The sequence below is a fragment of the Reyranella sp. genome, assembly GCF_050185545.1.
Lineage (GTDB): Bacteria > Pseudomonadota > Alphaproteobacteria > Reyranellales > Reyranellaceae > Reyranella.
The window spans coordinates 26754-44744 of sequence record NZ_JBFWZI010000050.1 but is presented as its reverse complement, the minus strand read 5'-3'; the positions used below and the strand labels follow the sequence as shown (position 1 = coordinate 44744).

The following is a 17991-nucleotide window of genomic DNA, read 5'->3' as shown; positions in this document are numbered from 1 at the left end:
GGACGATTCTACAGCGACGCCGGCGAGACGACCTTCGTTCCGGACAAGACGTGGACCGACCTCGATGCGCTGGACTGGCTTGCGCTGTCGCGGGAGGACGGCATCGGCATGATGTACCCGGCCCTGTGGCTGATACCGCGCGGCATCACCGACCGGACGGGACCGTGGAATGAGGCGGTCAGCACCGCTCCCGGCGAGGACGCGGAATACTTCACACGCGCCGTGCTGGCAGCCCGGCGAGTGCTCTTTTGTCCCGGGGCACGCACCTACTATCGGTCCGGTATCGGAGGCGCATCGAGCCGCAAGCATTTCCGCAGCCAGGCCATGGTGATCGATCTGTGCCAGCGGAACACCCTCGCCGTCGAGAACAGCCCCCGCATGCGGAAGGGCTTCGCCAAGGCCTGGCAGCATCTCGCCCACTCTTGCTACCCCTACGACCGCGGCGTTGCGCTGAAGGCCCTGCGCAGGGCCGAGGCGCTCGATCCTGTCGAGATACGGCCCGGCGGCGGGCCTGTCTTCCACGTCCTGTCGGCGGTGGTCGGCTGGAAATTGGCGCGGCGCCTGCAGGTCTGGTCGGGGCGGCCTTGAGGGGCGCGATCAATCCCGCCTGACGGCCGTGCCTCGCCAGGCGCTGCGAGCAGGAGTGCCGGAGGCATCGAAGGTCCAGACGCGCTGGCTTGGGCGCCGCGCCAGGGGGTACGGTCCCTGTGGGCTTACCCTAGGCGGGGACGTCACGAGCATGGTGGCGTGGCGGCGCCCGCCAGGAGCCGCCGCCCGCTCATCGAGGGCGGCTCGCGACCACCGTTAGGTCGACGGTCACTTCGTTGGAGACTTGGCCGGTGCTGGCCCATTCGTTACGGCCGACGCCGAAATCGAGCCGCTTCAGACCGAGGCGTCCGCGCGCCGTGGCGCGCACTCGGCCGGGCTGTGCCGGATCGTCGACAATGGCCAGGGAAAAGGGCAGCACGACGTCGCGCGTCACGTCGCGGATCGTCAGCTTGCCCTGTGCCTCGTAGCGATCGCCGCCTCTGGCTGTGACTCGGGTCGATGTGAAGCGGGCTTCGCGAAACTTCAGCACGTGGAGGAAGTTCGGCCCTTTCATCAGGGAATCGACGTCGCGGTTGTTGGTGCTGACGGGCGGCATCTCGATCCTGATGTCGATGCGCGCTGTGGCGAGCGCGGAAGGATCGAGCACGATGGTGCCTGTCCAGGTCGGCAGGCGGCCGCTGACTTGCGAGCCGACCTGGCTGGCGGTGAAGGTGAGCTTGCTGGCGCGCAGGTCGATCGTCCACGGGTCTTGCGGCCCGGCGAGGGCTGGCGTGGCGAACAGCAGGGCAGCGAGCGCAAGGCAGCGGCGCATCAGGATACTCCAAAGGGCCACATCCGCCGGAACACGCCGTGTCGGCGCACGACATCATGGTGCACGACGGCAGCGACGTGGACCACCAGGAGCGCGATCAGGCAACGTGCCAGGACATGGTGCGTGGTTCGGAGGGTCTCGAACAAGTCCTGATCACGCGGAACCAGATCGGGCAGCGGAAGATAGCCGAACCAGTGGACGCTGACCCCCGCCGCGGAGCTCATCAGCCAGCCACTCACCGGCATGGCGACGAGCAATCCCAGCAGGGCCCAGTGCGCCACGCGCGCCAGCGCCGCCTGCCATGCGGCAACCGAGCCCGGCAATGGCGGCGGCCGATGGCGCCAGCGCCACCACAGGCGGGCGGCCGTGAGCACCAGCACCACGAGGCCAATCCACTTGTGCCACGCGTACGCGTAGAGCTTGGTGAAGCCCAGCGGCAACCCGGTCATCCAGAGACCGATTCCGAGCAACCCGATGACCAGGAGCGCGCTGATCCAGTGCAGGGCCTTGGCAACCGGGTGATGGGTCGGCTCGGCGCGTCCGTTCATGGTCGGGGCAGTGGGCTCGTGTGACTGTTGGCGGGACGACCATGGTCCTCCCCAGCTCTGGGGAGGTGTCGCCGTCTTACGGCGACGGAGGGGGCATGCCTTTCTTCGCTGGGAGCGCGCCATTCCGATGGCGCTCTTCTTGCCGACCGCGCATCGCATGAGCGCCACTGGAGTGGCGCGCTCCCAGCAATGAGATCATGACCCCTCCGCCCGGTATGACGGGGCACCTCCCCAGCGACGACGCTGGGGAGGAGAATGAGATTGGCGCCGCCTCACGCTCAGCGCCAGGCGTCGGCGGTAATGGCGAGCTCGACGGTGTCGCCCACCATGTCGACGAACCTGGTCATGCCGAACTCGGAGCGCTTGATGGTGCCGAAGCCGCGGAAACGGGCGTAGCGCGATCCCGGCGCGGCATTGCGCCGGCGATCGCTCACCGTGACGTCGAGTGTCATCGGCCGCGTGATGCCGCGCAGCGTGATGTTCCCCTCGACCTTCAGAGAATTCTCGCCGGTGCGCTCGACCCTGGTCGACTTGAAAGTCATCCGGGGGAACTTGGCGACATCGAAGAAGTCGCTGTCCTTCAGCATTGCCGTCTGCTGGCTGTCCAGCATCTCGATGCTGCCGGTATTGATCTCGACCTCGACGCTGCTGCGCGAGACATCGGCCTCGTCGACATTGACCTTGCCGTGCCACTGCCTGAAGCCGCCCGTGGTGCGGAAGATCTTCGAATCGCCAATGCCGAACTCGATCGAGCCGCGGCCTTCGCCGATCTTGAGCTGATCGGCGGCATGCGCGGCGGGGCTCGCCAGCGCGAACGCGAGGAGCAGGCCAAAGATTCTAGCCGACGGGCTCATGCTGCACCGCCTGTTGGACAGGAGATTCGAAGAAGCGCCGGCCGGTGCCGCGCTGGTTCTCGTAGATCGAGCCCTGATGATCGGCGGCGGGCAGGGGCATGCGCACCGGGGCCGGAACCATCCTGGGTTCGATGGTGGGCTCGCCCAGCACCATGCGGCCGTTGAACTCGTCGAAATTGGCGACGCCCATCAGCGGCCAGGCGTCGGCCGCGGTGTATTCGTGCAGCAGCAGTCGGCGCTGGCGGTTGGACCGGTTCAGGGCCGAACCATGCACCAGGCGGGCGTGGTGAATGGTCATCGAGCCCGCCGGTCCCACGAGCGGCACGGCTTTGGTGAAGTCGAGCCCGCAGGCCTCGGGATCCATGGCGCCGCAGAAGCGGCCGTCCGCGTGATGATCGAACGTCGGGCCGTGATGGGTGCCCGGCAGGACCATCAGTGGGCCGTTGTCGAGATCGCAGTCGTCCAGGTAGATGCCGGTCGCCAGGACGTCGTCGTTGGTATGGGGATAGAAGGCCCAGTCCTGGTGCCATTCCACCGGCGAGCCATAGCCCGCCGACTTCATGTTGAGCTTGCCGCCGTGCTGGCGGATCGCCGGTCCGAGCAGCTGCGCCAGGATCGACGTGATGGCCGGGTCGCGGACCAGCCGGTGGAAGAACTCGTAGCGTTTGAACAGGGCGGGCTTCAGCCGCCGCACGCGCGGCAACTGGGCGCGATGGCTCGGCTCGAGGTCGTAGAGGTCGTCGCTCCTGTCGATGCCGCGGGCCTCCGCGACGATCCGATCCGTGAGGGCACGAAGCTCGTCCAGCTCCCTGCCCCGGATAAGGCGGGGGATCACCAGGTAGCCGTCGCGGCGATAGGTTTCGATCTGTCCGTCGGTAAGCATGCCGAAGCATAGCACGGCGGCCCCGCTTCACGGATAATCACGCTATGGCGATCCGTGCCCTGTTCCCGACACTCGTCGGCAAGGAAAAGCTCACAGGTTTCGAACTTGACCGGTTCAACCAGGCGCTGGCTGACGAGTGCCGCTCGCTCGCCGCGTCCGACCCGGCTGGCCAGCGCTGGTCGGCGAGGCACTATCTCGGCGGCTATACCTCGTACGGCTCGCTCGACCGCCTGCATCTCGTCTCGTCTCTGTTCGCAACCCTGCGCCGGCGCATCGATCCGCGCGTCAGGGCTTTCGCCCGGGCGCTGCACTACGACCTTGCGGGACGCGCTCTCGTCATGACCGACTGCTGGGCCAACGTGATGGGGGCGGGGACCGTTCATTCGCTGCACCTCCATCCATCGTCCTTTATCAGCGGCACCTACTACGTGGCGGTGCCGAGGGGGGCCGGCAGCCTCAAGTTCGAGGATCCGCGCCTCTCGTGCCACATGGCGACGCCGCCGCGGCGCGCCGACGCCCCGGAGCGCTTCCGCGCCTTCGTCAGCGTGGCGGCGCGGGCCGGCGACCTCGTGCTGTTCGAGAGCTGGTTGCGCCACGAGGTGCCGCCGGCACGCTTCTCCGGTGAGCGCATCTCGATTAGCTTCAACTACGCCTGGACTGCAAAGGACCGCCGCTGATGCGCCCCTCTCGCTATCTGCTCTGCCTGGCCGTGGCCACTTGCGTTGGTTGGATCGGCCCGGCTGGCGCCGACCAGGAGCTGCCGATCTTCGACGCCCACATGCACTACAGCCACGACGCCTGGGAAGCGGTGCCGCCCAGGCAGGTGGTCGAGATCCTGAAAAAGGCCGGCGTCAGGCGCGCGATGGTCTCGAGCTCCAACAACGAAGGTACGCGGATGCTGCAGGATGTGGCGCCGGCGATCATCATTCCCGAGCTGAGACCCTACCGATCGCGCGGCCAGATCTCGACATGGGCGAAGGATCCGACCTTGATGCCCTTCCTCGAGGATCTGCTCGCCAGGCGCCGCTACGTGGCGATCGGCGAGTTCCATATCTTCGGCGCCGACGCCGACCTGCCCAACATGCGCAAGGTCGTGGAGCTCGCCAGGAAGCACGGCCTCTATCTGCATTCGCATTCCGATGCCGACGCGGTCGACCGCCACTTTCAGCAGGATCCCGCCGCCAAGGTGTTGTGGGCGCATTCCGGGTTCGAGCGGCCGGAGAAGGTGAGGGCGATGCTGCGCCGCTATTCGACCCTGTGGTGCGATCTCGCCTTCCTTACCTCGCACGCGTCCAACGGCAAGGTGGCCCCGGGCTGGCGCGAGGCGTTCCTGGAGTTTCCCGACCGCTTCGTGCTCGGCACCGACACCTTCACGCCGGAGCGCTGGCACTACGTGATCGAGCATGCGCGGTGGTCGCGCCAGTGGCTGGCCGATCTGCCGGCCGACGTTGCCCGCAAGATCGCCTATGAGAATGGCGACCGGTTGTTCGGGCAGGGACGGTGAGGCGGGCGGTCGCCGCCCTGGCACTCGCGGGGTCGTTGTCCGCCTGGCCGATGGCGGCCGCGGCTGACTGCCCGCTCGATCTCGGCCGCGGCACCGGCTGGGTGGTGTACTCGGATCGCACGATGGTTGCCTTCCGGCCCGAGCCGATGCGCATCGAGGTCGGCCAGCCCTTCTCGCTGCTGTTCAATGTGTGCACGCGCAAGGACAATCCGGCGGAGCTGCTCGCCGTCGATGCGCACATGCCCGAGCATCGTCACGGCATGAACTACCGTCCGGCCATTGTGTCGGCCGGCAAAGGTCGCTTCCGTGCCGATGGCCTGGTGTTTCACATGCCCGGCCGCTGGGAGCTCGATATCGACGTGCGCGCCGATTCGGAAACCGAGCGGCTGAACCACGAGATCATCGTCAAGTGAACCGCTGGCGCGCCATTCTGCTGGTCGTGGCGCTGGTCCTGGGGGCGGTCGCAGAGGGACGGGCGCAGCCTCGGTGGTCGGAAGATGAGCTCCGTGCGATCGGTGCTCACGGGCCTTGGCCGCCGCCGGCGACGGTCGATCCGTCGAACCGGGTATCCGGCGTTCCCGCGGCGGTCGCGCTTGGCGAGCGCCTGTTCAACGACGCCAGGCTGTCTGGCGACGGCACCATGAGCTGCACCAGCTGCCACCAGGCGGCGCGCAACTGGAGCGACGGCCGCGCCCGCGCGCGCGGCCGGGCCGAGCTCGATCGCCGCACGCCGTCGCTGTGGAACGTCGGCCAGGGCCACTGGTTCGGCTGGGACGGGGCTGCCGATTCGCTGTGGGCGCAATCGATGCGGCCTATTCTCGATCCGCGCGAGATGGCGGGCAGCACAAGGAGCGTCGCCGGTCTGCTGCGCGGCGATCCAACGCTGAGCTGCCTCTATCGCCGGGCCTTCGGCGCGGCGCCCGGCAATGACGACGAAGCGCTTCTGGTCGATGCGGGCAAGGCGTTGGCGGCGTTTCAGGAGACCCTGGTCAGCCCGCGCACGTCGTTCGATGATTTTCGCGATGCTCTGGTGGCCGGCGATTTCGCGGCGGCCGCCCGCTATCCGGCCGCCGCGCAACGCGGCCTGAAGATCTTCGTCGGCGCCGGCAACTGCAATGCCTGCCACTTCGGCCCGCGCTTCACCAACGGCGAGTTCGGCGATGTCGGCATCCCGTTCTTCGTTCGGCCGGGCGAGGTCGATCCCGGCCGCCTGGGTGGCCTCGCGAAGTTGACGGCGAGCCCGTTCAACCGGCTGGGCCCGTACAACGACGACAGGTCAGCCGCCGGCACGCTGCGTACCCGTCACGTCCAGCGCCTGCATGCCAATTTCGGCGAGTTCCGCGTGCCCGGCCTGCGTCAGCTCGGCAGCGACGGCCCCTACATGCACAACGGCCAGCTGGCGACGCTCGAGGATGTCGTGCGCCACTATTCCGAGGTCAGCCCCGACCGCCTGCACAGCGACGGCGTGCCACTCGTCCGTCCGCTTGGCCTGTCGGCCGACGACCAGGCCGACCTGGTCGCCTTCCTGCGCTCGCTGGCAGCCGAGCCGCCGGTGCGCGCCGCACCGGCCGTGGAATGCGGGGCCGGGTGAGGCTTTTGTATCCTCGTACATCGTCGCAAGGCCTACGCTGATTGCACTAAATCCGTCATCCCGACCGGAGCCGAGCACGGCGAGGCGTAGTGGAGGGACCCTTCTTCTTGCTGCACCATCAAGAAAGGTCCCTCGACTGCGCCACCTTTCGGGCGGCTCTGCTCGGGATGACGGTGATTTTCCGGATGCCAATGTCCTGCGATCACGGGGGAGGAACATGAAGGCCCTCAATCCCCCGAGCCGCGCAGGCGCGCCAGGGCCGATTCGAGGATCCAGGCCGCTGCTGCCGCGTCGACCCGTTCGGCGCGCTTGGCGCGGCTCATGTCGTAGTCGTCGATCATGCCGCGCGTCACGGCGGCGGTGCTGAGCCGTTCGTCCTGGAACACGATGGGCAGGCCGGCCAGGACGGCCGGACCGTGATTGGCGATGTTGACCGCGAACTGTCGCACCGATTGGCAGCGCGGTCCCTCCGTGCCGTCCATGTTGAGCGGCAGCCCGATGATCAGCGCCGTGACCCCCTCCTTGCAAACGAGCGCGTCCAACTCGGCGAGATCGGCGGCGAGCTTGCCTCGCTTCAGCGTCCTGAGCGGCGTGGCGAGCATGCGCAGGACGTCGGACAGGGCGATACCGATCGTCTTGCTGCCGACATCGAGCGCCATCAGCCGGCCGGTGCCAGCAAGGGTCATGAGTTGTACAAGTTCGACGACTGCCATGAGGCACCCTAGCGCTCGCATCCTCGGTGAGGGAACTCCGCGGTGCAGGGCGGTACATCTTTTCCGCCGTCGAACCGATGCGAAGTCGAGGCTATAACCGGACCGTCCGACGTCCCAACAGGAGCAGTTTCGTCAGGTGACCGATACGATCTATGCAGTGCTGGCAATCGCGATGGTGCTGACGGTGGTGAGCCTGCTGGTGCCGATGGCCGAGCGCTTTCGCCTGCCACACACGGTTCTGCTGGCAATTGCCGGCATGAGCCTGGGATTTTTCGGTGCCTGGCTGGTTTCCGCCAACGTCAAGCTGGGGGCGCTGGGCGATGCCTTCGTCGGGCTCGACAAGCTCGAGGTGGGCACGGACGTTTTCCTGCCTCTGTTCCTGCCTCCCTTGCTGTTCACGGCTGGCCTGACGATCGACGTCCGCCGCCTGTTCGACGAGGTCTCGGCCGTCCTCCTGCTTGCCGTCGTCGCCGTGCTGGTCTGCATCGCCTGCGTGGCGGGCGTGGTGCGCCTGGCGACCGGCATGGACTTCGTCGTCTGCCTGCTCCTGGGGGCGGTGGTCTCGACCACCGATCCGGCGGCCGTCATCGGCATCTTCCGCGACGTCGGGGCGCCCAAGCGCCTGTCGATCCTGGCGGAGGGCGAGTCCCTTCTGAACGATGCCGTGGCAATCGCGGCTTTCGGCCTGTTCACGAGCATCCTTGTCAGCCAGGCATCGCCGGGCCCGGTCTCGGCGGGCATCGCGGCTGATCCGACGGGAGCGATCGGCACCTTCCTGCGCGAGTTCGTGGGCGGGCTGCTGTTCGGGTTCCTCATGGCGCGGGGCGCCATGCTGATGCTGCCGCGGCTGGGCGATTCAGATGCCGCCATCGCCTCGGTGACCGTCAGCCTGAGCTACCTGAGCTTCATCCTGGCCGACAGCTACCTCCACATCTCGGGCGTGGTTTCGGTGGTCATGGCGGCCCTCACGGTGGCGGCCTACGGGCCGACCCATCTTCATCCGCAGCAATGGGCGACCCTGCGCAAGACCTGGGCGCAGCTCGAATTCTGGGCCAACTGCCTGATCTTCGTGCTTGCCTCGATGGTCGCAGCCAATGTTCTCATGAGCATGAGCTGGCTGGATGCCTGGGGGGTCGTTGCCGTGGCAATCGGCGCCTTCGTGGCCCGTGCCCTGGTGGTCTTCGTCATGCTGCCGGCGCTGGAGAAGGTGCGCCTCGTCCAGCCGGTCAACGTCCGCTACAAGACGATCCTCGTGTGGGGCGGCCTGCGCGGCGCCGTCACCATCGTTCTCGCCATGGTGGTTTTCGGCAACGACGCCCTGCCCGAGAGCACCCGCGAGTTCGTGGCGCTGCTGGCTGTCCTGTTCGTGCTGTTCACCTTGTTCGTGAACGCCCCGACGCTGGGCCTGGGGATGCATCTGCTCGGCCTCGACAAGCTGAGCCGTCTCGAGCTCGCTCTGCGCGATCGCGTCCTCGCCCTGTCGCGCGCCAATGTCGATCGCCGTCTGCGGCAGATCATTCGGCAGCACAATGCCCGCGTCGAAGGCATCGATGTCGATCCCAGCTCGGCGGGCGGCGAGGAGATCGAGGCGGTGCCGCCCGATCTTGCGCTCGATCTCGCCGAGCGGGTCAAGGTCGGCCTGATCACCCTGTGCACGCGCGAGAAGGAACTCTACCTCGACCTGTTCGAGCAACAGACCCTGTCGCGGCGCATGGTGGCCGTGCTGGCCGCCCGGGCCGACCGGCTGATCGACGCCGTGCGCGACAATGGCGTCGCTGGTTACGAGAAATGGCTGCTCCAGATCTCGCGGCCCGACCGCGGCTTCCGTGTCGCCCTGTGGCTGCATCGTCGGCTCGGTTGGCAGAAGATGTTGACGGAGCGTCTTGCCGACCGCTTCGAGATCCTCATGGTCTCGCAAAGCGTCCTGGCCGAGCTTGCCGCCTTCAACACCGAGTCGATCGCGGACTTGCTCGGCGCCGATGCCGAGGCCGAGCTCGCCTCGGTCATCGAGGGGCGCCAGCAGGCGGTCGACAGCGCCCTGAGGGCGCTGTCGCTGCAATACTCGGGCTATGCCGAGTCGATCTCGGCCCGCCAGCTCGAGCGCGCCGCCATCCGCTTCGAAGCGGTGGAATATGCCCGGCGCCTGCGCGAGGGCATCATCGGCCGTGAGGTCTACGACGATCTCATTCACCAGCTCGGCGAGCGACGCAGCGCCATCGCCGACCGTCCGCCGCTCGATCTCGGCCTCGAGCTCGCGAAGATGATCGAGCGGGTGCCGATCTTCGCCTCGCTCGACCATGACGCGGTGGTCGAGGTGAGCAAGCGCCTGCGTGCCGTCGTGGCCCTGCCCGGCGAGAAGTTCATCCGTATCGGCGGGCCCTCCGATTCCATGTACTTCATCGCCGCCGGCGAGGTGACGGTGAAAGGCGCGGGCTTCGAGGTGACGCTGAAGGAGGGCGATTTCGTCGGCGAGATGGGCCTGGTCAGCGACCGCCCGCGCAGCGCCGACGTCATCGCCGACGGCTACTGCCATCTGCTCGTGCTCTATCGCAAGGACTTCCGGGCGCTGCTCGACAAGCGCCCGTCGGTCCGCTCCGAGATTGAGACCGTGGCCGCCCGGCGGGTCGCCGAGAACGAAGGGAAGGCGGCGTCGTGACGGTCTTGTGTCCTCCCCAGCTTTGCAGCTACGGAGTGGACACATCTCGAATCCCTCCCCCGTAGCCGGGGAGGTGCCCCGTCATACGGGGCGGAGGGGGAAAGCCCCACTCGAGATGTCTTTGATTCCGACGTCGGAATCTCATGGTCCTCGTCTGAGGCCTTCCCCCTCCGCCCCCTTCGGGGGCACCTCCCCCGATGACGGGGAGGCGGGTCATGCCCCGGATGACAGGGGCCGGCAAACCGGCTACCAACCGCGCCGTTCAAAGGAGTTGGAGCATAGAGCCATGTCGCTCGACAAGGATACGGTGGCGCGCATCGCGCGGCTCGCCCGCCTGAAGGTGCCCGAGGAGGAGCTGGCGCCGCTGGCTGGCGAGCTGTCGGGGATTCTTGCCTGGATCGAGCAGCTGAACGAGGTCGACACCAGCAACGTCGCGCCCTTGGCCTCGGTGTCCGATGTGACCCTGCCGATGCGCGAGGACAAGGTGACCGACGGCGGGATCGCGGCCCGGGTGCTGGCCAATGCGCCAGGCGGCGCCGTCTATGTCGATCCGTCCGACAAGAACGCCGGCGGCTTCTTCACCGTGCCGAAAGTCGTGGAGTAGGCGATGGCGGCTCTGACCGATCTCACGCTCACCGAGCTGGTGGCGACGCTGGCCCGCAAGGAGGCGAGCGCGCTCGAGGTCGCCGAGGCGCACCTCGGGAAGCTCGACGAGCATCGCGCCCTCAACGCGTTCATCACCGAGACGCCCGACCGGGCGCGCGAGATGGCCAAGGCCTCGGACGCCCGCCGGGCGAAGGGAGAGGCCGGCCTGCTCGAGGGCGTGCCGCTCGCGATCAAGGACCTGTTCTGCACCGAGGGCGTGCAGACGACGGCGGCTTCGCACATCCTCGAAGGGTTCGTCCCGCAGTACGAGAGCACGGTGACGGCCAACCTGTGGAAGGCCGGCGCCGTCATTGTCGGCAAGACCAATCTCGACGAGTTCGCCATGGGCTCGTCGAACATGACAAGCTACTTCGGCGGCGTCGAGAACCCGTGGAAGCGCCGCGGCGACAACCGCAAGCTGGTGCCGGGCGGCTCGTCGGGCGGCTCGGCGGCCGCGGTCGCGGCCTACATGGTGCCCGGCAGCACCGGCACCGATACGGGCGGCTCGATCCGCCAGCCGGCCGCGTTCTGTGGCATCGTCGGGCTGAAGCCGACCTACGGGCGCTGCTCGCGCTGGGGCGTCGTCGCCTTCTCGAGCTCGCTCGACCAGCCCGGCCCGCTTACGCGCACCGTCGAGGACAGCGCGCTCCTGCTGCGAGGCATGGCAGGACACGATCCCAAGGACTCGACCTCGGCACCGCTCGCCGTGCCGGACTTCGTCGCGGCGGCCCGCAACCCGGACATCCGCGGGCTCAAGGTCGGCATTCCCAGGGAGTACCGCGTCGAGGGTACCTCGCCCGAGATCATGGCGTTGTGGGATAATGGCATGGAGATGCTCAAGGCGGCCGGCGCCGTGCCGGTCGAGGTCTCCCTGCCGCACACCAAGTATGCGTTGCCGGCCTATTACATCGTGGCGCCGGCCGAGTGCTCGTCCAACCTGGCGCGCTACGATGGCGTGCGCTTCGGCCTCAGGGTCCCGGGCAAGGACCTGATCGAGATGTATGAGAACACGCGCGGCGCGGGCTTTGGCAAGGAGACGCGGCGGCGCATTTTGATCGGCACCTACGTGCTGTCGGCCGGCTACTACGACGCTTACTACCGCAAGGCGCAGCAGGTGCGCGCCCTGATCGCCCGCGACTTCAAGGAGGCTTTCACCCGGTGCGACGTGCTGCTGACGCCGACGGCGCCGACTGCGGCTTTCGCCGCGGGCGACAAGATGGACGATCCGGTGACCATGTATCTCAATGACATGTTCACCATCCCCGCCTCGATGGCCGGTCTCCCCGGCATCTCGGTGCCGGCCGGCCTCGACAAGGACGGCCTGCCGCTCGGCCTGCAGATCATCGGACGCGCCTTCGACGAGGAGACGATGCTGCGCGCGGCGGCGGCGCTCGAGAAGGCGGCTGCCTTCAAGGCGAGGCCGGCGGGTTATTGATCGCCACGCCCGCCGCGCACATCGGACAAGCGGTGGGTTGCCACAATTCGTTGGGCATGCGGGCGACACATTCGACGGCGAGCCGGCTCGCCGCGAAGGCGGGCAGCGCCGTCTCGCCCAGGATCAGCAAGGCACCCACCGCAACCGGCCGCGCCCCCAGGGCGCTGAGCGCGGCGCAGGTCGAGCGCGTTGCCGAGCCGGCATTGACGACGTCATCGACGATGGCGACGGTCCGATTCTGCAGGTGAGGACGAACACCAGAGGGGACGGCGTAGGTCACATCTCTGGTATCCGCGTGTCGTTCGGCAAAGGCAAAGCGGACGTCGAGCTCGGCGGCGACCGCGTGTGCCACGAACGCGCCGCCGACCAACGGACCGACGATCGCGTCGACGCGATGGGGCGCCAGGCGCCGCGCCAACTCGCGAACAAAGGGGAGCAGGGCGGCGGGTCGCAGGAACAGCGAGTCGAGATCCAGCCACAGGTTGCCGTGATGGCCCGACTCGAGGACGAAATGTCCGCGCCGGGCGGAGAGCAGCCTCAGAAACTTCTCTTCCATGCGATCGCGAACCTTGGAATGCTGCGTCCATGTCGCTGGAACTATACGCCGCTTACCTCGTCGCCTGCCTGATCGTCGTGCTCGTGCCTGGCCCCACGGTCACCTTGATCCTGGCCAACAGCATTCGGCACGGTTCGCGTGCCGGCCTGCTCAACGTGCTGGGCACCCAGGTCGGGCTCGCCCTCATGATCGGGGTGGTCGGGCTCGGCCTGACGTCCCTGATGGAGGCGGCCGGCCACTGGTTCGACTGGTTGCGCTTGGCCGGTGCGGCGTACCTGGTCTGGCTCGGCTTGAAGATGATCCGGGTCAGCGGCGGAGACGACGCGACCGGTGCGCCGGCGCCGCCGCGCGGCGGCTTTCTCGTGCAAGGCGTCCTGGTGGCGCTCAGCAATCCCAAGACCCTGATCTTCTTCGGCGCCTTCTTCCCGCAATTCATCGATCCGACGCGCGACCACGGCCTGCAGATCTTGATCATGGGCTTGACGGCAATGCTGGTCGCGGCGATCTCCGACAGCGTCTATGCCCTGGCTGCCGGCCACGCCGGGCGCGCCCTCTCCGCCAGGCGGGTGCGCCTGCTGTCACGCGTGAGCGGCGGCTTCCTGATCGGCGGCGGGGTGTGGCTGGCCTTCTCCCGGCGCTGATCACGCTTGATCTCACCCTGTTGGGTTGGCGATGATGGCGTGGCCGTCCCCTCGCAGCGGGGCATGCCACGCCGTGCGTCAGGCAAGGGCAAAGCGGGGAAGACGCGACGCTTTGCGGTCGAACGTGAAAGTCACTGAGCAGCCTGCCCTGTGCCCCAGCTCGCCGAGAACGATGTCGGCGAAGTCGCCACGTCCTTTCTTGAGCGCCGCCAAAGCGGTGAAGACTTCGACCTCGTTCTCGATGACAAGGACCGGAGCTTGCAGAAGACGCTCTATGATTGCTGCAATCTCCTGCTCGGCAAGGCCATACGACCGCTCGAGCACCCACACCATCTCGACCAGGGCGACAATGCTGACAAAGCCTGGATCATCCTCGTCGAGATGGCTCTCGATCAGTGCGGTGGCACGCGGCGACTGGAATGGGTCGTCTTGGGCGAAGTAACGGACGAGGATGTTCGTATCGAGACCGATCATTGTCGTTTGCTTCGCCGGAATCGCTCGCCCGCGCCCGCCAGGACCGCTTCACGCATCTCCTCGATGGTCACCGGCTTGCGTCGCGGGTCCTTGATTACTCCGCGCAAGCCCGAGATGGGACGCATGGGCAGCAGGACGACGCTGCCGTCCGGGTGGATGAAGAACTTGACCTTGTCTCCGGGCTTTAGCCCGAGATGATCGCGGATCGGCTTCGGGATGGTGGCCTGACCTTTGATCGTGATGGCCGATTGCATGGCGCCCTCATTACATATCCGAAAATGTAATACCTACGCCTGCAAATGGGCAATCACCAATCCGCGATGCGGCTCGACAGGTGCCGGGAAGGGGGCGCCGAGGTACACTCCAGCCAGGCTAGCTCGGGAGAAGCGACCATGGCGGCGGAATTCGATCTGGTGGTGCGAGGCGGCAGCTTGGCGGACGGCACCGGGGCACCCTTGCACCAGGCGGATGTCGCGGTGAAAGGCGGCAAGATTGCCGCAGTCGGCTCGGTGACCGGCCGCGGTGCCGAGGAGATCGACGCCAGGGGCCTGCTGGTCACGCCGGGCTTCGTCGACATCCATACCCACTATGACGGCCAGGCGACGTGGGACTCGCGGCTGCAGCCGTCGAGCTGGCATGGCGTCACCACTGCCGTGATGGGCAATTGCGGCGTCGGCTTCGCGCCGGTGAAGGTCGAGGACCGCCAGCGCCTGATCGAGTTGATGGAAGGCGTCGAGGACATTCCCGGCGCCGCGCTCGACGAGGGGCTCGCCTGGTCGTGGGAATCGTTCGGCCAGTATCTCGACGCCCTCGAGGCCCGGCCGCGCGACATGGATCTCGGTGCCCAGCTGCCGCATGGCGCGCTGCGCGTGTTCGTCATGGGCGAGCGCGCCGCCCGGCTCGAGGAGGCGACGCCGGAGGAAGTGGCGCAGATGCGCAGGCTTGCCGGCGAGGCGATGCGCGCCGGCGCGCTCGGCTTCTCGACCTCACGTACGCTCAACCATCGCACGGTCAAAGGTGATCCGACGCCGTCGTTGCGGGCCTCCGAGGCCGAGCTTCTGGGCATCGCGCTCGGCATGAAGGAGGCGGGTGCCGGCGTGATCGAGTTCATCTCAGACTTCAATACGCCCGACCCGGAGAGCGAGTTCGAGATGATCGACCGCCTGCTCACCGCGTCGGGCCGGCCGTTCTCGGTTTCGCTGGCGCAGCGCCATTCCAAGCCCGATAGCTGGCGCCGGCTGCTCGGCCTGGTCGAGGGGCTGGCGGCCAAGGGGCATGCCGCCAAGGCGCAGGTGGCGCCGCGGCCGATCGGCGTCCTGCAGGGCCTGCAGGCGAGCCGCATTCCGTTCTCGATGTGCCGCTCGTACAAGGCGATCGCGAACAAGAGCGTCGCCGAGCGCCTGGCGATCATGCGCGATTCCGCCTTCCGCGCACAGCTGCTGAAGGAGGCCCACGAGCCATTGCGCTCAGAGATGGCGGCGCGGCTCGCCGACTACGACCGCATGTTCCCGCTCGGCGATCCGCCGGACTACGAGCCGGCTGAGGAAAGCTCGCTGGGTGCGCGCGCTCGGCGCGAAGGACGAGATCCGCGCGAGGTCGTCTACGACTACCTGATCGAAGGCGAGGGCAGGAACTTCATCTTCGCCCCGTTTGCCAACTTCGCCGCCTACAATCTCGATTGCTGCAGCGAGATGATGCAAAGCCCGCACACGCTGATCGGGCTGGGCGACGGCGGGGCGCATGTCGGCATCATCTCCGATGGTTCCTTCCCGACCTCGCTGCTCGCCCACTGGGGCCGCGATCGCGCGACCGGCAGGCTCGACGTATCGTGGCTGGTCAGGCGGCAGACCCTCGACAATGCGCGCGCCGTGGGCCTCGCCGACCGCGGCAGGGTGGCGCCGGGCTACAAGGCCGACCTCAACGTCATCAACTTCGACAAGCTCAGGGTCGAGGCCCCCGTCATGAAGTGGGACCTGCCGGCCGGCGGCAAGCGCCTGCTGCAGAAGGCGCGGGGCTATCGAGCCACCATCGTGTCGGGCGCCGTCACCTATCGCGACGGCGAGGCGACCGGCGCGCTACCCGGCAGGCTGGTGCGCGGACCGCAGGCTCTCTGACGCCTCGGTCAGTGCAATCGGCAAGGACTCCAGCCCACGCAAGGTAAACGCCGGGCGTCCCCTCGGCTCTCTCGCCCGCGCGGTACGCTCGGCCGCCGGCCCGATCAGCTTGGGCCTCCGGCGCAGCAGCGCGAGGTGGCCCGGCGCATGCAGCAGCGCCAGCGCGCCGTTGCCGATCAGATTGACCGTCGTCTCGTGGGCAGCGACCAGCAGGAGCTGGGCGAGCGAGACGATCTCGCGCCGTGATGCTATCGCCAACCGCGAACATCCCTCCCGCTCTTCGTATGAGCGGGCGGGACGCCCGCGGTCCAAGCGAGTTTGACCCCTCCGTCGACGTAGGACGCCGACGCCTCCGCACGTGCAGCGTTACGTGCAGCGTGGGGAGACACCCAGCACGTCGACGCGCACCACGATGCTGTGAAGATCGGGGCGGTACCCGCCCCGATCTTCATAGGAGGAGAACTGCGATCAGCTGGCGCTGATCTTGTTCTCGCGAATCACCTTGCCCCAGACTTCCAGCTCCTTCTTGATGAAGGCCGTGAAGTCTGCGGTCGAGCTCAGCGTGATCTCCATGTCGAACTGGTCCACGAACTTTCCGGTGACGTCCTTCTCGCGGACCGCCTTGGAGATCGCCGCATGCATCTTGTCGACGATCGGCTGCGGTGTTCCGGCCGGCGCATAGACGCCCCACCAGGAGAAGGTCGGCAGCGCCTTGACGCCCTGCTCGGAGAGCGTCGGCATGTCGGGCGCGAGCTTGCTGCGCTTGTCGCCGGTGACGGCGACCAGCTTGAGCTTGCCGCCCCTGACGTGCGGCATCATGTTAGCCAGGCTCGTCACCGACATGTCGGTGACGCCGGCCAGCGCATCCTGGTAGAGTGGTCCGCCCCCCTTGTAGGGGATGTAGTTGATCTGGAAGCCGTTCTCCTTCTGCAGGAAGGCGATGAAGATCTGGGCGAGGCTGGACCCGAGCGAACCGATGCTGATCTTGCCCGGTTCCGCCTTGGCCGCCTTGATGGCCTCGGCAAACGTGTTGTAGGGCCGTGACGGATGGGCGGCGATACCCTGCGCGCTGCGGCCGAGCTGCATGATCGGCATGAGCTCGCTGTCCTTGTAGGGCAGGTTCTCGTTGAGCAGCGGGTTGAGGATGTGGTTGTCGAACACGAACAGCCAGGTGTTGCCGTCGGGCGGCGACTTGGCGGCGACCGCAGCGCCGACGACGCCGCTGCCGCCTGGCTTGTTCTCGACCACGATGTTCCAGCCGTTCTGCTCGCTGAGCTTGGCCTGGATGATGCGCGTGATCGGATCGGTCGATCCGCCGGGCGGGAACGGCACGACGAACTTGATCGTTCCCTTCGGCCAGTCGGCCTGGGCCCTGACGATGGTGGGTGCGCTTAGGGACGCGACTACAGAGCCGGCCAGCATGGCGCGGCGACGCATTACAGACATTTCAACCTCCCTGTTTCGATCTCTTCGTGTCTATTCATTGAGTCTTTTCGTTGAGCGGAGCCTAAACATTGCGGCGTCCCGCGCAAGCTTCTTGGGGGACAATCGGCGGGACCCGACCTCCCCTGATGTCGTTGCCTTCGACGACCTCGATCCGCTGTCCCAGAGGTCCGGTGTCCCAGGCCTTCCAGCGCCTAGATTTGCTCGTAGCTGGAGAAGCGGATGGTATCCGGGTCCCGATCCAGCAGTGGCGCCAGGATGGTGTTCTCCCAGACCTTCCATTTGTCGGGATAGTCGGCGGCGGGCCGTGGCGCCTCGATCGACCCCCAAAGCCGTTCCCACGCGCCGCGACTTTCGAATGTCCAGACCGCGGTGTAGGCGCCGGTCCGTGCCCCCTTGATACCTCTCAGGAATTGGTGGGCGACCAGACCTGGCAGCTCGAACAGGCCGCGGCGTTCGGCCTCGTGCACGGCGCGCTCGAACTCGGCGCCCGTGACGCCTGGTTTGAGCGTGTATTCGTGGATGCTGATCACCTGCGCCACTGGTCGACCTCATTGCCCGATCACCTTGAACC

At 67.3% G+C, this 17991-nt stretch carries 21 protein-coding genes; 10 read left to right on the top strand and 11 right to left on the bottom strand.

Translation table 11 applies throughout. From position 1 onward, the window contains the following. On the top strand, positions 1-588 hold a 588-nt coding region (locus AB7O82_RS16095; RefSeq protein WP_428619761.1), incomplete at its 5' end, for a hypothetical protein. Between the two features lie 190 nt (positions 589-778). On the opposite strand, the gene AB7O82_RS16090 is transcribed toward AB7O82_RS16095, so the two are convergent. From AB7O82_RS16090 to AB7O82_RS16075, 4 genes are all read right to left on the bottom strand, one after another. After that, positions 779-1360 carry a YceI family protein gene (locus AB7O82_RS16090; RefSeq protein ID WP_428551395.1) on the bottom strand — a complete coding sequence of 194 codons (582 nt, stop codon included), beginning with the start codon at positions 1358-1360 and terminating at the stop codon, positions 779-781. After that, the gene (locus AB7O82_RS16085; RefSeq protein WP_428551398.1) at positions 1360-1908 is read right to left on the bottom strand and encodes a cytochrome b; all 549 of its coding nucleotides are present in this window, start codon (positions 1906-1908) and stop codon (positions 1360-1362) included. The genes AB7O82_RS16090 and AB7O82_RS16085 overlap by 1 nt, the downstream gene beginning before the upstream one ends. Positions 1909-2186: 278 nt before the next feature. Beyond that, a complete protein-coding gene (locus AB7O82_RS16080) occupies positions 2187-2762 on the bottom strand; it encodes a YceI family protein (RefSeq protein ID WP_428551400.1) in 576 nt (191 codons plus the stop codon). Next, positions 2746-3645, bottom strand: a complete 900-nt coding sequence (locus tag AB7O82_RS16075) for a phytanoyl-CoA dioxygenase family protein (protein WP_428551403.1) — start codon at positions 3643-3645, stop codon at positions 2746-2748. Before AB7O82_RS16075 ends, AB7O82_RS16080 begins: the two co-directional genes overlap by 17 nt. Before the next feature lie 44 nt (positions 3646-3689). Here AB7O82_RS16075 and AB7O82_RS16070 point away from each other — a divergent pair, with 44 nt between their 5' ends. The 4 genes from AB7O82_RS16070 to AB7O82_RS16055 are packed head-to-tail and all read left to right on the top strand — an operon-like array spanning position 3690 to position 6740. Then, on the top strand, positions 3690-4322 hold the full coding sequence (locus AB7O82_RS16070; protein ID WP_428551405.1) for a TIGR02466 family protein: 633 nt from the start codon (positions 3690-3692) through the stop codon (positions 4320-4322). After that, the gene (locus tag AB7O82_RS16065; RefSeq protein ID WP_428551407.1) at positions 4322-5149 is read left to right on the top strand and encodes an amidohydrolase family protein; all 828 of its coding nucleotides are present in this window, start codon (positions 4322-4324) and stop codon (positions 5147-5149) included. Before AB7O82_RS16070 ends, AB7O82_RS16065 begins: the two co-directional genes overlap by 1 nt. Continuing rightward, on the top strand, positions 5146-5562 hold the full coding sequence (locus tag AB7O82_RS16060; protein WP_428551409.1) for a hypothetical protein: 417 nt from the start codon (positions 5146-5148) through the stop codon (positions 5560-5562). Before AB7O82_RS16065 ends, AB7O82_RS16060 begins: the two co-directional genes overlap by 4 nt. Next, positions 5559-6740, top strand: coding sequence for a cytochrome-c peroxidase (locus AB7O82_RS16055; RefSeq protein WP_428551412.1), 1182 nt, complete (start codon positions 5559-5561; stop codon positions 6738-6740). Before AB7O82_RS16060 ends, AB7O82_RS16055 begins: the two co-directional genes overlap by 4 nt. 227 nt (positions 6741-6967) lie before the next feature. Here AB7O82_RS16055 and ruvX read toward each other — a convergent pair whose 3' ends face one another. After that, complete coding sequence (ruvX, locus tag AB7O82_RS16050; protein ID WP_428551414.1) at positions 6968-7453, bottom strand: Holliday junction resolvase RuvX; 486 nt, start codon at positions 7451-7453, stop codon at positions 6968-6970. A gap of 136 nt (positions 7454-7589) precedes the next feature. Here ruvX and AB7O82_RS16045 point away from each other — a divergent pair, with 136 nt between their 5' ends. The 3 genes from AB7O82_RS16045 (at position 7590) to gatA (ending at position 12189) form a co-directional block, all read left to right on the top strand. Further along, complete coding sequence (locus AB7O82_RS16045) at positions 7590-10109, top strand: cation:proton antiporter (RefSeq protein WP_428551417.1); 2520 nt, start codon at positions 7590-7592, stop codon at positions 10107-10109. A gap of 286 nt (positions 10110-10395) precedes the next feature. Continuing rightward, positions 10396-10713 (top strand): Asp-tRNA(Asn)/Glu-tRNA(Gln) amidotransferase subunit GatC, encoded by a 318-nt coding sequence (gene gatC / locus AB7O82_RS16040; RefSeq protein WP_428551419.1) that lies wholly within the window; start codon positions 10396-10398, stop codon positions 10711-10713. A gap of 3 nt (positions 10714-10716) precedes the next feature. Beyond that, the gene (gene gatA / locus AB7O82_RS16035; RefSeq protein WP_428619760.1) at positions 10717-12189 is read left to right on the top strand and encodes an Asp-tRNA(Asn)/Glu-tRNA(Gln) amidotransferase subunit GatA; all 1473 of its coding nucleotides are present in this window, start codon (positions 10717-10719) and stop codon (positions 12187-12189) included. On the opposite strand, the gene AB7O82_RS16030 is transcribed toward gatA, so the two are convergent. Next, positions 12164-12745 carry an orotate phosphoribosyltransferase gene (locus AB7O82_RS16030; RefSeq protein WP_428540607.1) on the bottom strand — a complete coding sequence of 194 codons (582 nt, stop codon included), beginning with the start codon at positions 12743-12745 and terminating at the stop codon, positions 12164-12166. The genes gatA and AB7O82_RS16030 overlap by 26 nt on opposite strands. Before the next feature lie 29 nt (positions 12746-12774). On the opposite strand from AB7O82_RS16030, the gene AB7O82_RS16025 reads away from it, so the two are divergent. Next, positions 12775-13386 (top strand): LysE family translocator, encoded by a 612-nt coding sequence (locus tag AB7O82_RS16025; protein ID WP_428540610.1) that lies wholly within the window; start codon positions 12775-12777, stop codon positions 13384-13386. Positions 13387-13464: 78 nt separating this feature from the next. Here the strand turns inward: AB7O82_RS16025 and AB7O82_RS16020 are convergent, their stop codons facing one another. Next, on the bottom strand, positions 13465-13860 hold the full coding sequence (locus tag AB7O82_RS16020; RefSeq protein WP_428540613.1) for a PIN domain-containing protein: 396 nt from the start codon (positions 13858-13860) through the stop codon (positions 13465-13467). Then, positions 13857-14114, bottom strand: a complete 258-nt coding sequence (locus AB7O82_RS16015; RefSeq protein WP_428540616.1) for an AbrB/MazE/SpoVT family DNA-binding domain-containing protein — start codon at positions 14112-14114, stop codon at positions 13857-13859. Before AB7O82_RS16015 ends, AB7O82_RS16020 begins: the two co-directional genes overlap by 4 nt. Positions 14115-14252: 138 nt before the next feature. Between AB7O82_RS16015 and AB7O82_RS16010 the strand changes: the two genes are divergently transcribed. Beyond that, on the top strand, positions 14253-15974 hold the full coding sequence (locus tag AB7O82_RS16010; RefSeq protein ID WP_428619759.1) for an N-acyl-D-amino-acid deacylase family protein: 1722 nt from the start codon (positions 14253-14255) through the stop codon (positions 15972-15974). On the opposite strand, the gene AB7O82_RS16005 is transcribed toward AB7O82_RS16010, so the two are convergent. The 3 genes from AB7O82_RS16005 to AB7O82_RS15995 form a co-directional block, all read right to left on the bottom strand. Then, positions 15936-16232, bottom strand: a complete 297-nt coding sequence (locus AB7O82_RS16005) for a hypothetical protein (protein ID WP_428540622.1) — start codon at positions 16230-16232, stop codon at positions 15936-15938. The genes AB7O82_RS16010 and AB7O82_RS16005 overlap by 39 nt on opposite strands. A gap of 210 nt (positions 16233-16442) precedes the next feature. After that, the gene (locus AB7O82_RS16000) at positions 16443-17420 is read right to left on the bottom strand and encodes a Bug family tripartite tricarboxylate transporter substrate binding protein (protein ID WP_428540625.1); all 978 of its coding nucleotides are present in this window, start codon (positions 17418-17420) and stop codon (positions 16443-16445) included. Between the two features lie 191 nt (positions 17421-17611). Continuing rightward, complete coding sequence (locus tag AB7O82_RS15995) at positions 17612-17959, bottom strand: hypothetical protein (protein WP_428540628.1); 348 nt, start codon at positions 17957-17959, stop codon at positions 17612-17614. Positions 17960-17991 lie beyond the last annotated feature (32 nt).

Excerpts from the sequence above, each read along its gene's own strand:
- AB7O82_RS16090 (WP_428551395.1), bottom strand. The coding sequence starts at position 1,360 with ATGCGCCGCTGCCTTGCGCTCGCTGCCCTGCTGTTCGCCACGCCAGCC.
- AB7O82_RS16085 (WP_428551398.1), bottom strand. The coding sequence starts at position 1,908 with ATGAACGGACGCGCCGAGCCGACCCATCACCCGGTTGCCAAGGCCCTG.
- AB7O82_RS16080 (WP_428551400.1), bottom strand. The coding sequence starts at position 2,762 with ATGAGCCCGTCGGCTAGAATCTTTGGCCTGCTCCTCGCGTTCGCGCTG.
- AB7O82_RS16075 (WP_428551403.1), bottom strand. The coding sequence starts at position 3,645 with ATGCTTACCGACGGACAGATCGAAACCTATCGCCGCGACGGCTACCTG.
- AB7O82_RS16070 (WP_428551405.1), top strand. The coding sequence starts at position 3,690 with ATGGCGATCCGTGCCCTGTTCCCGACACTCGTCGGCAAGGAAAAGCTC.
- AB7O82_RS16065 (WP_428551407.1), top strand. The coding sequence starts at position 4,322 with ATGCGCCCCTCTCGCTATCTGCTCTGCCTGGCCGTGGCCACTTGCGTT.
- ruvX (WP_428551414.1), bottom strand. The coding sequence starts at position 7,453 with ATGGCAGTCGTCGAACTTGTACAACTCATGACCCTTGCTGGCACCGGC.
- gatC (WP_428551419.1), top strand. The coding sequence starts at position 10,396 with ATGTCGCTCGACAAGGATACGGTGGCGCGCATCGCGCGGCTCGCCCGC.
- gatA (WP_428619760.1), top strand. The coding sequence starts at position 10,717 with ATGGCGGCTCTGACCGATCTCACGCTCACCGAGCTGGTGGCGACGCTG.
- AB7O82_RS16030 (WP_428540607.1), bottom strand. The coding sequence starts at position 12,745 with ATGGAAGAGAAGTTTCTGAGGCTGCTCTCCGCCCGGCGCGGACATTTC.
- AB7O82_RS16025 (WP_428540610.1), top strand. The coding sequence starts at position 12,775 with ATGTCGCTGGAACTATACGCCGCTTACCTCGTCGCCTGCCTGATCGTC.
- AB7O82_RS16020 (WP_428540613.1), bottom strand. The coding sequence starts at position 13,860 with ATGATCGGTCTCGATACGAACATCCTCGTCCGTTACTTCGCCCAAGAC.
- AB7O82_RS16015 (WP_428540616.1), bottom strand. The coding sequence starts at position 14,114 with ATGCAATCGGCCATCACGATCAAAGGTCAGGCCACCATCCCGAAGCCG.
- AB7O82_RS16010 (WP_428619759.1), top strand. The coding sequence starts at position 14,253 with ATGGCGGCGGAATTCGATCTGGTGGTGCGAGGCGGCAGCTTGGCGGAC.
- AB7O82_RS16000 (WP_428540625.1), bottom strand. The coding sequence starts at position 17,420 with ATGTCTGTAATGCGTCGCCGCGCCATGCTGGCCGGCTCTGTAGTCGCG.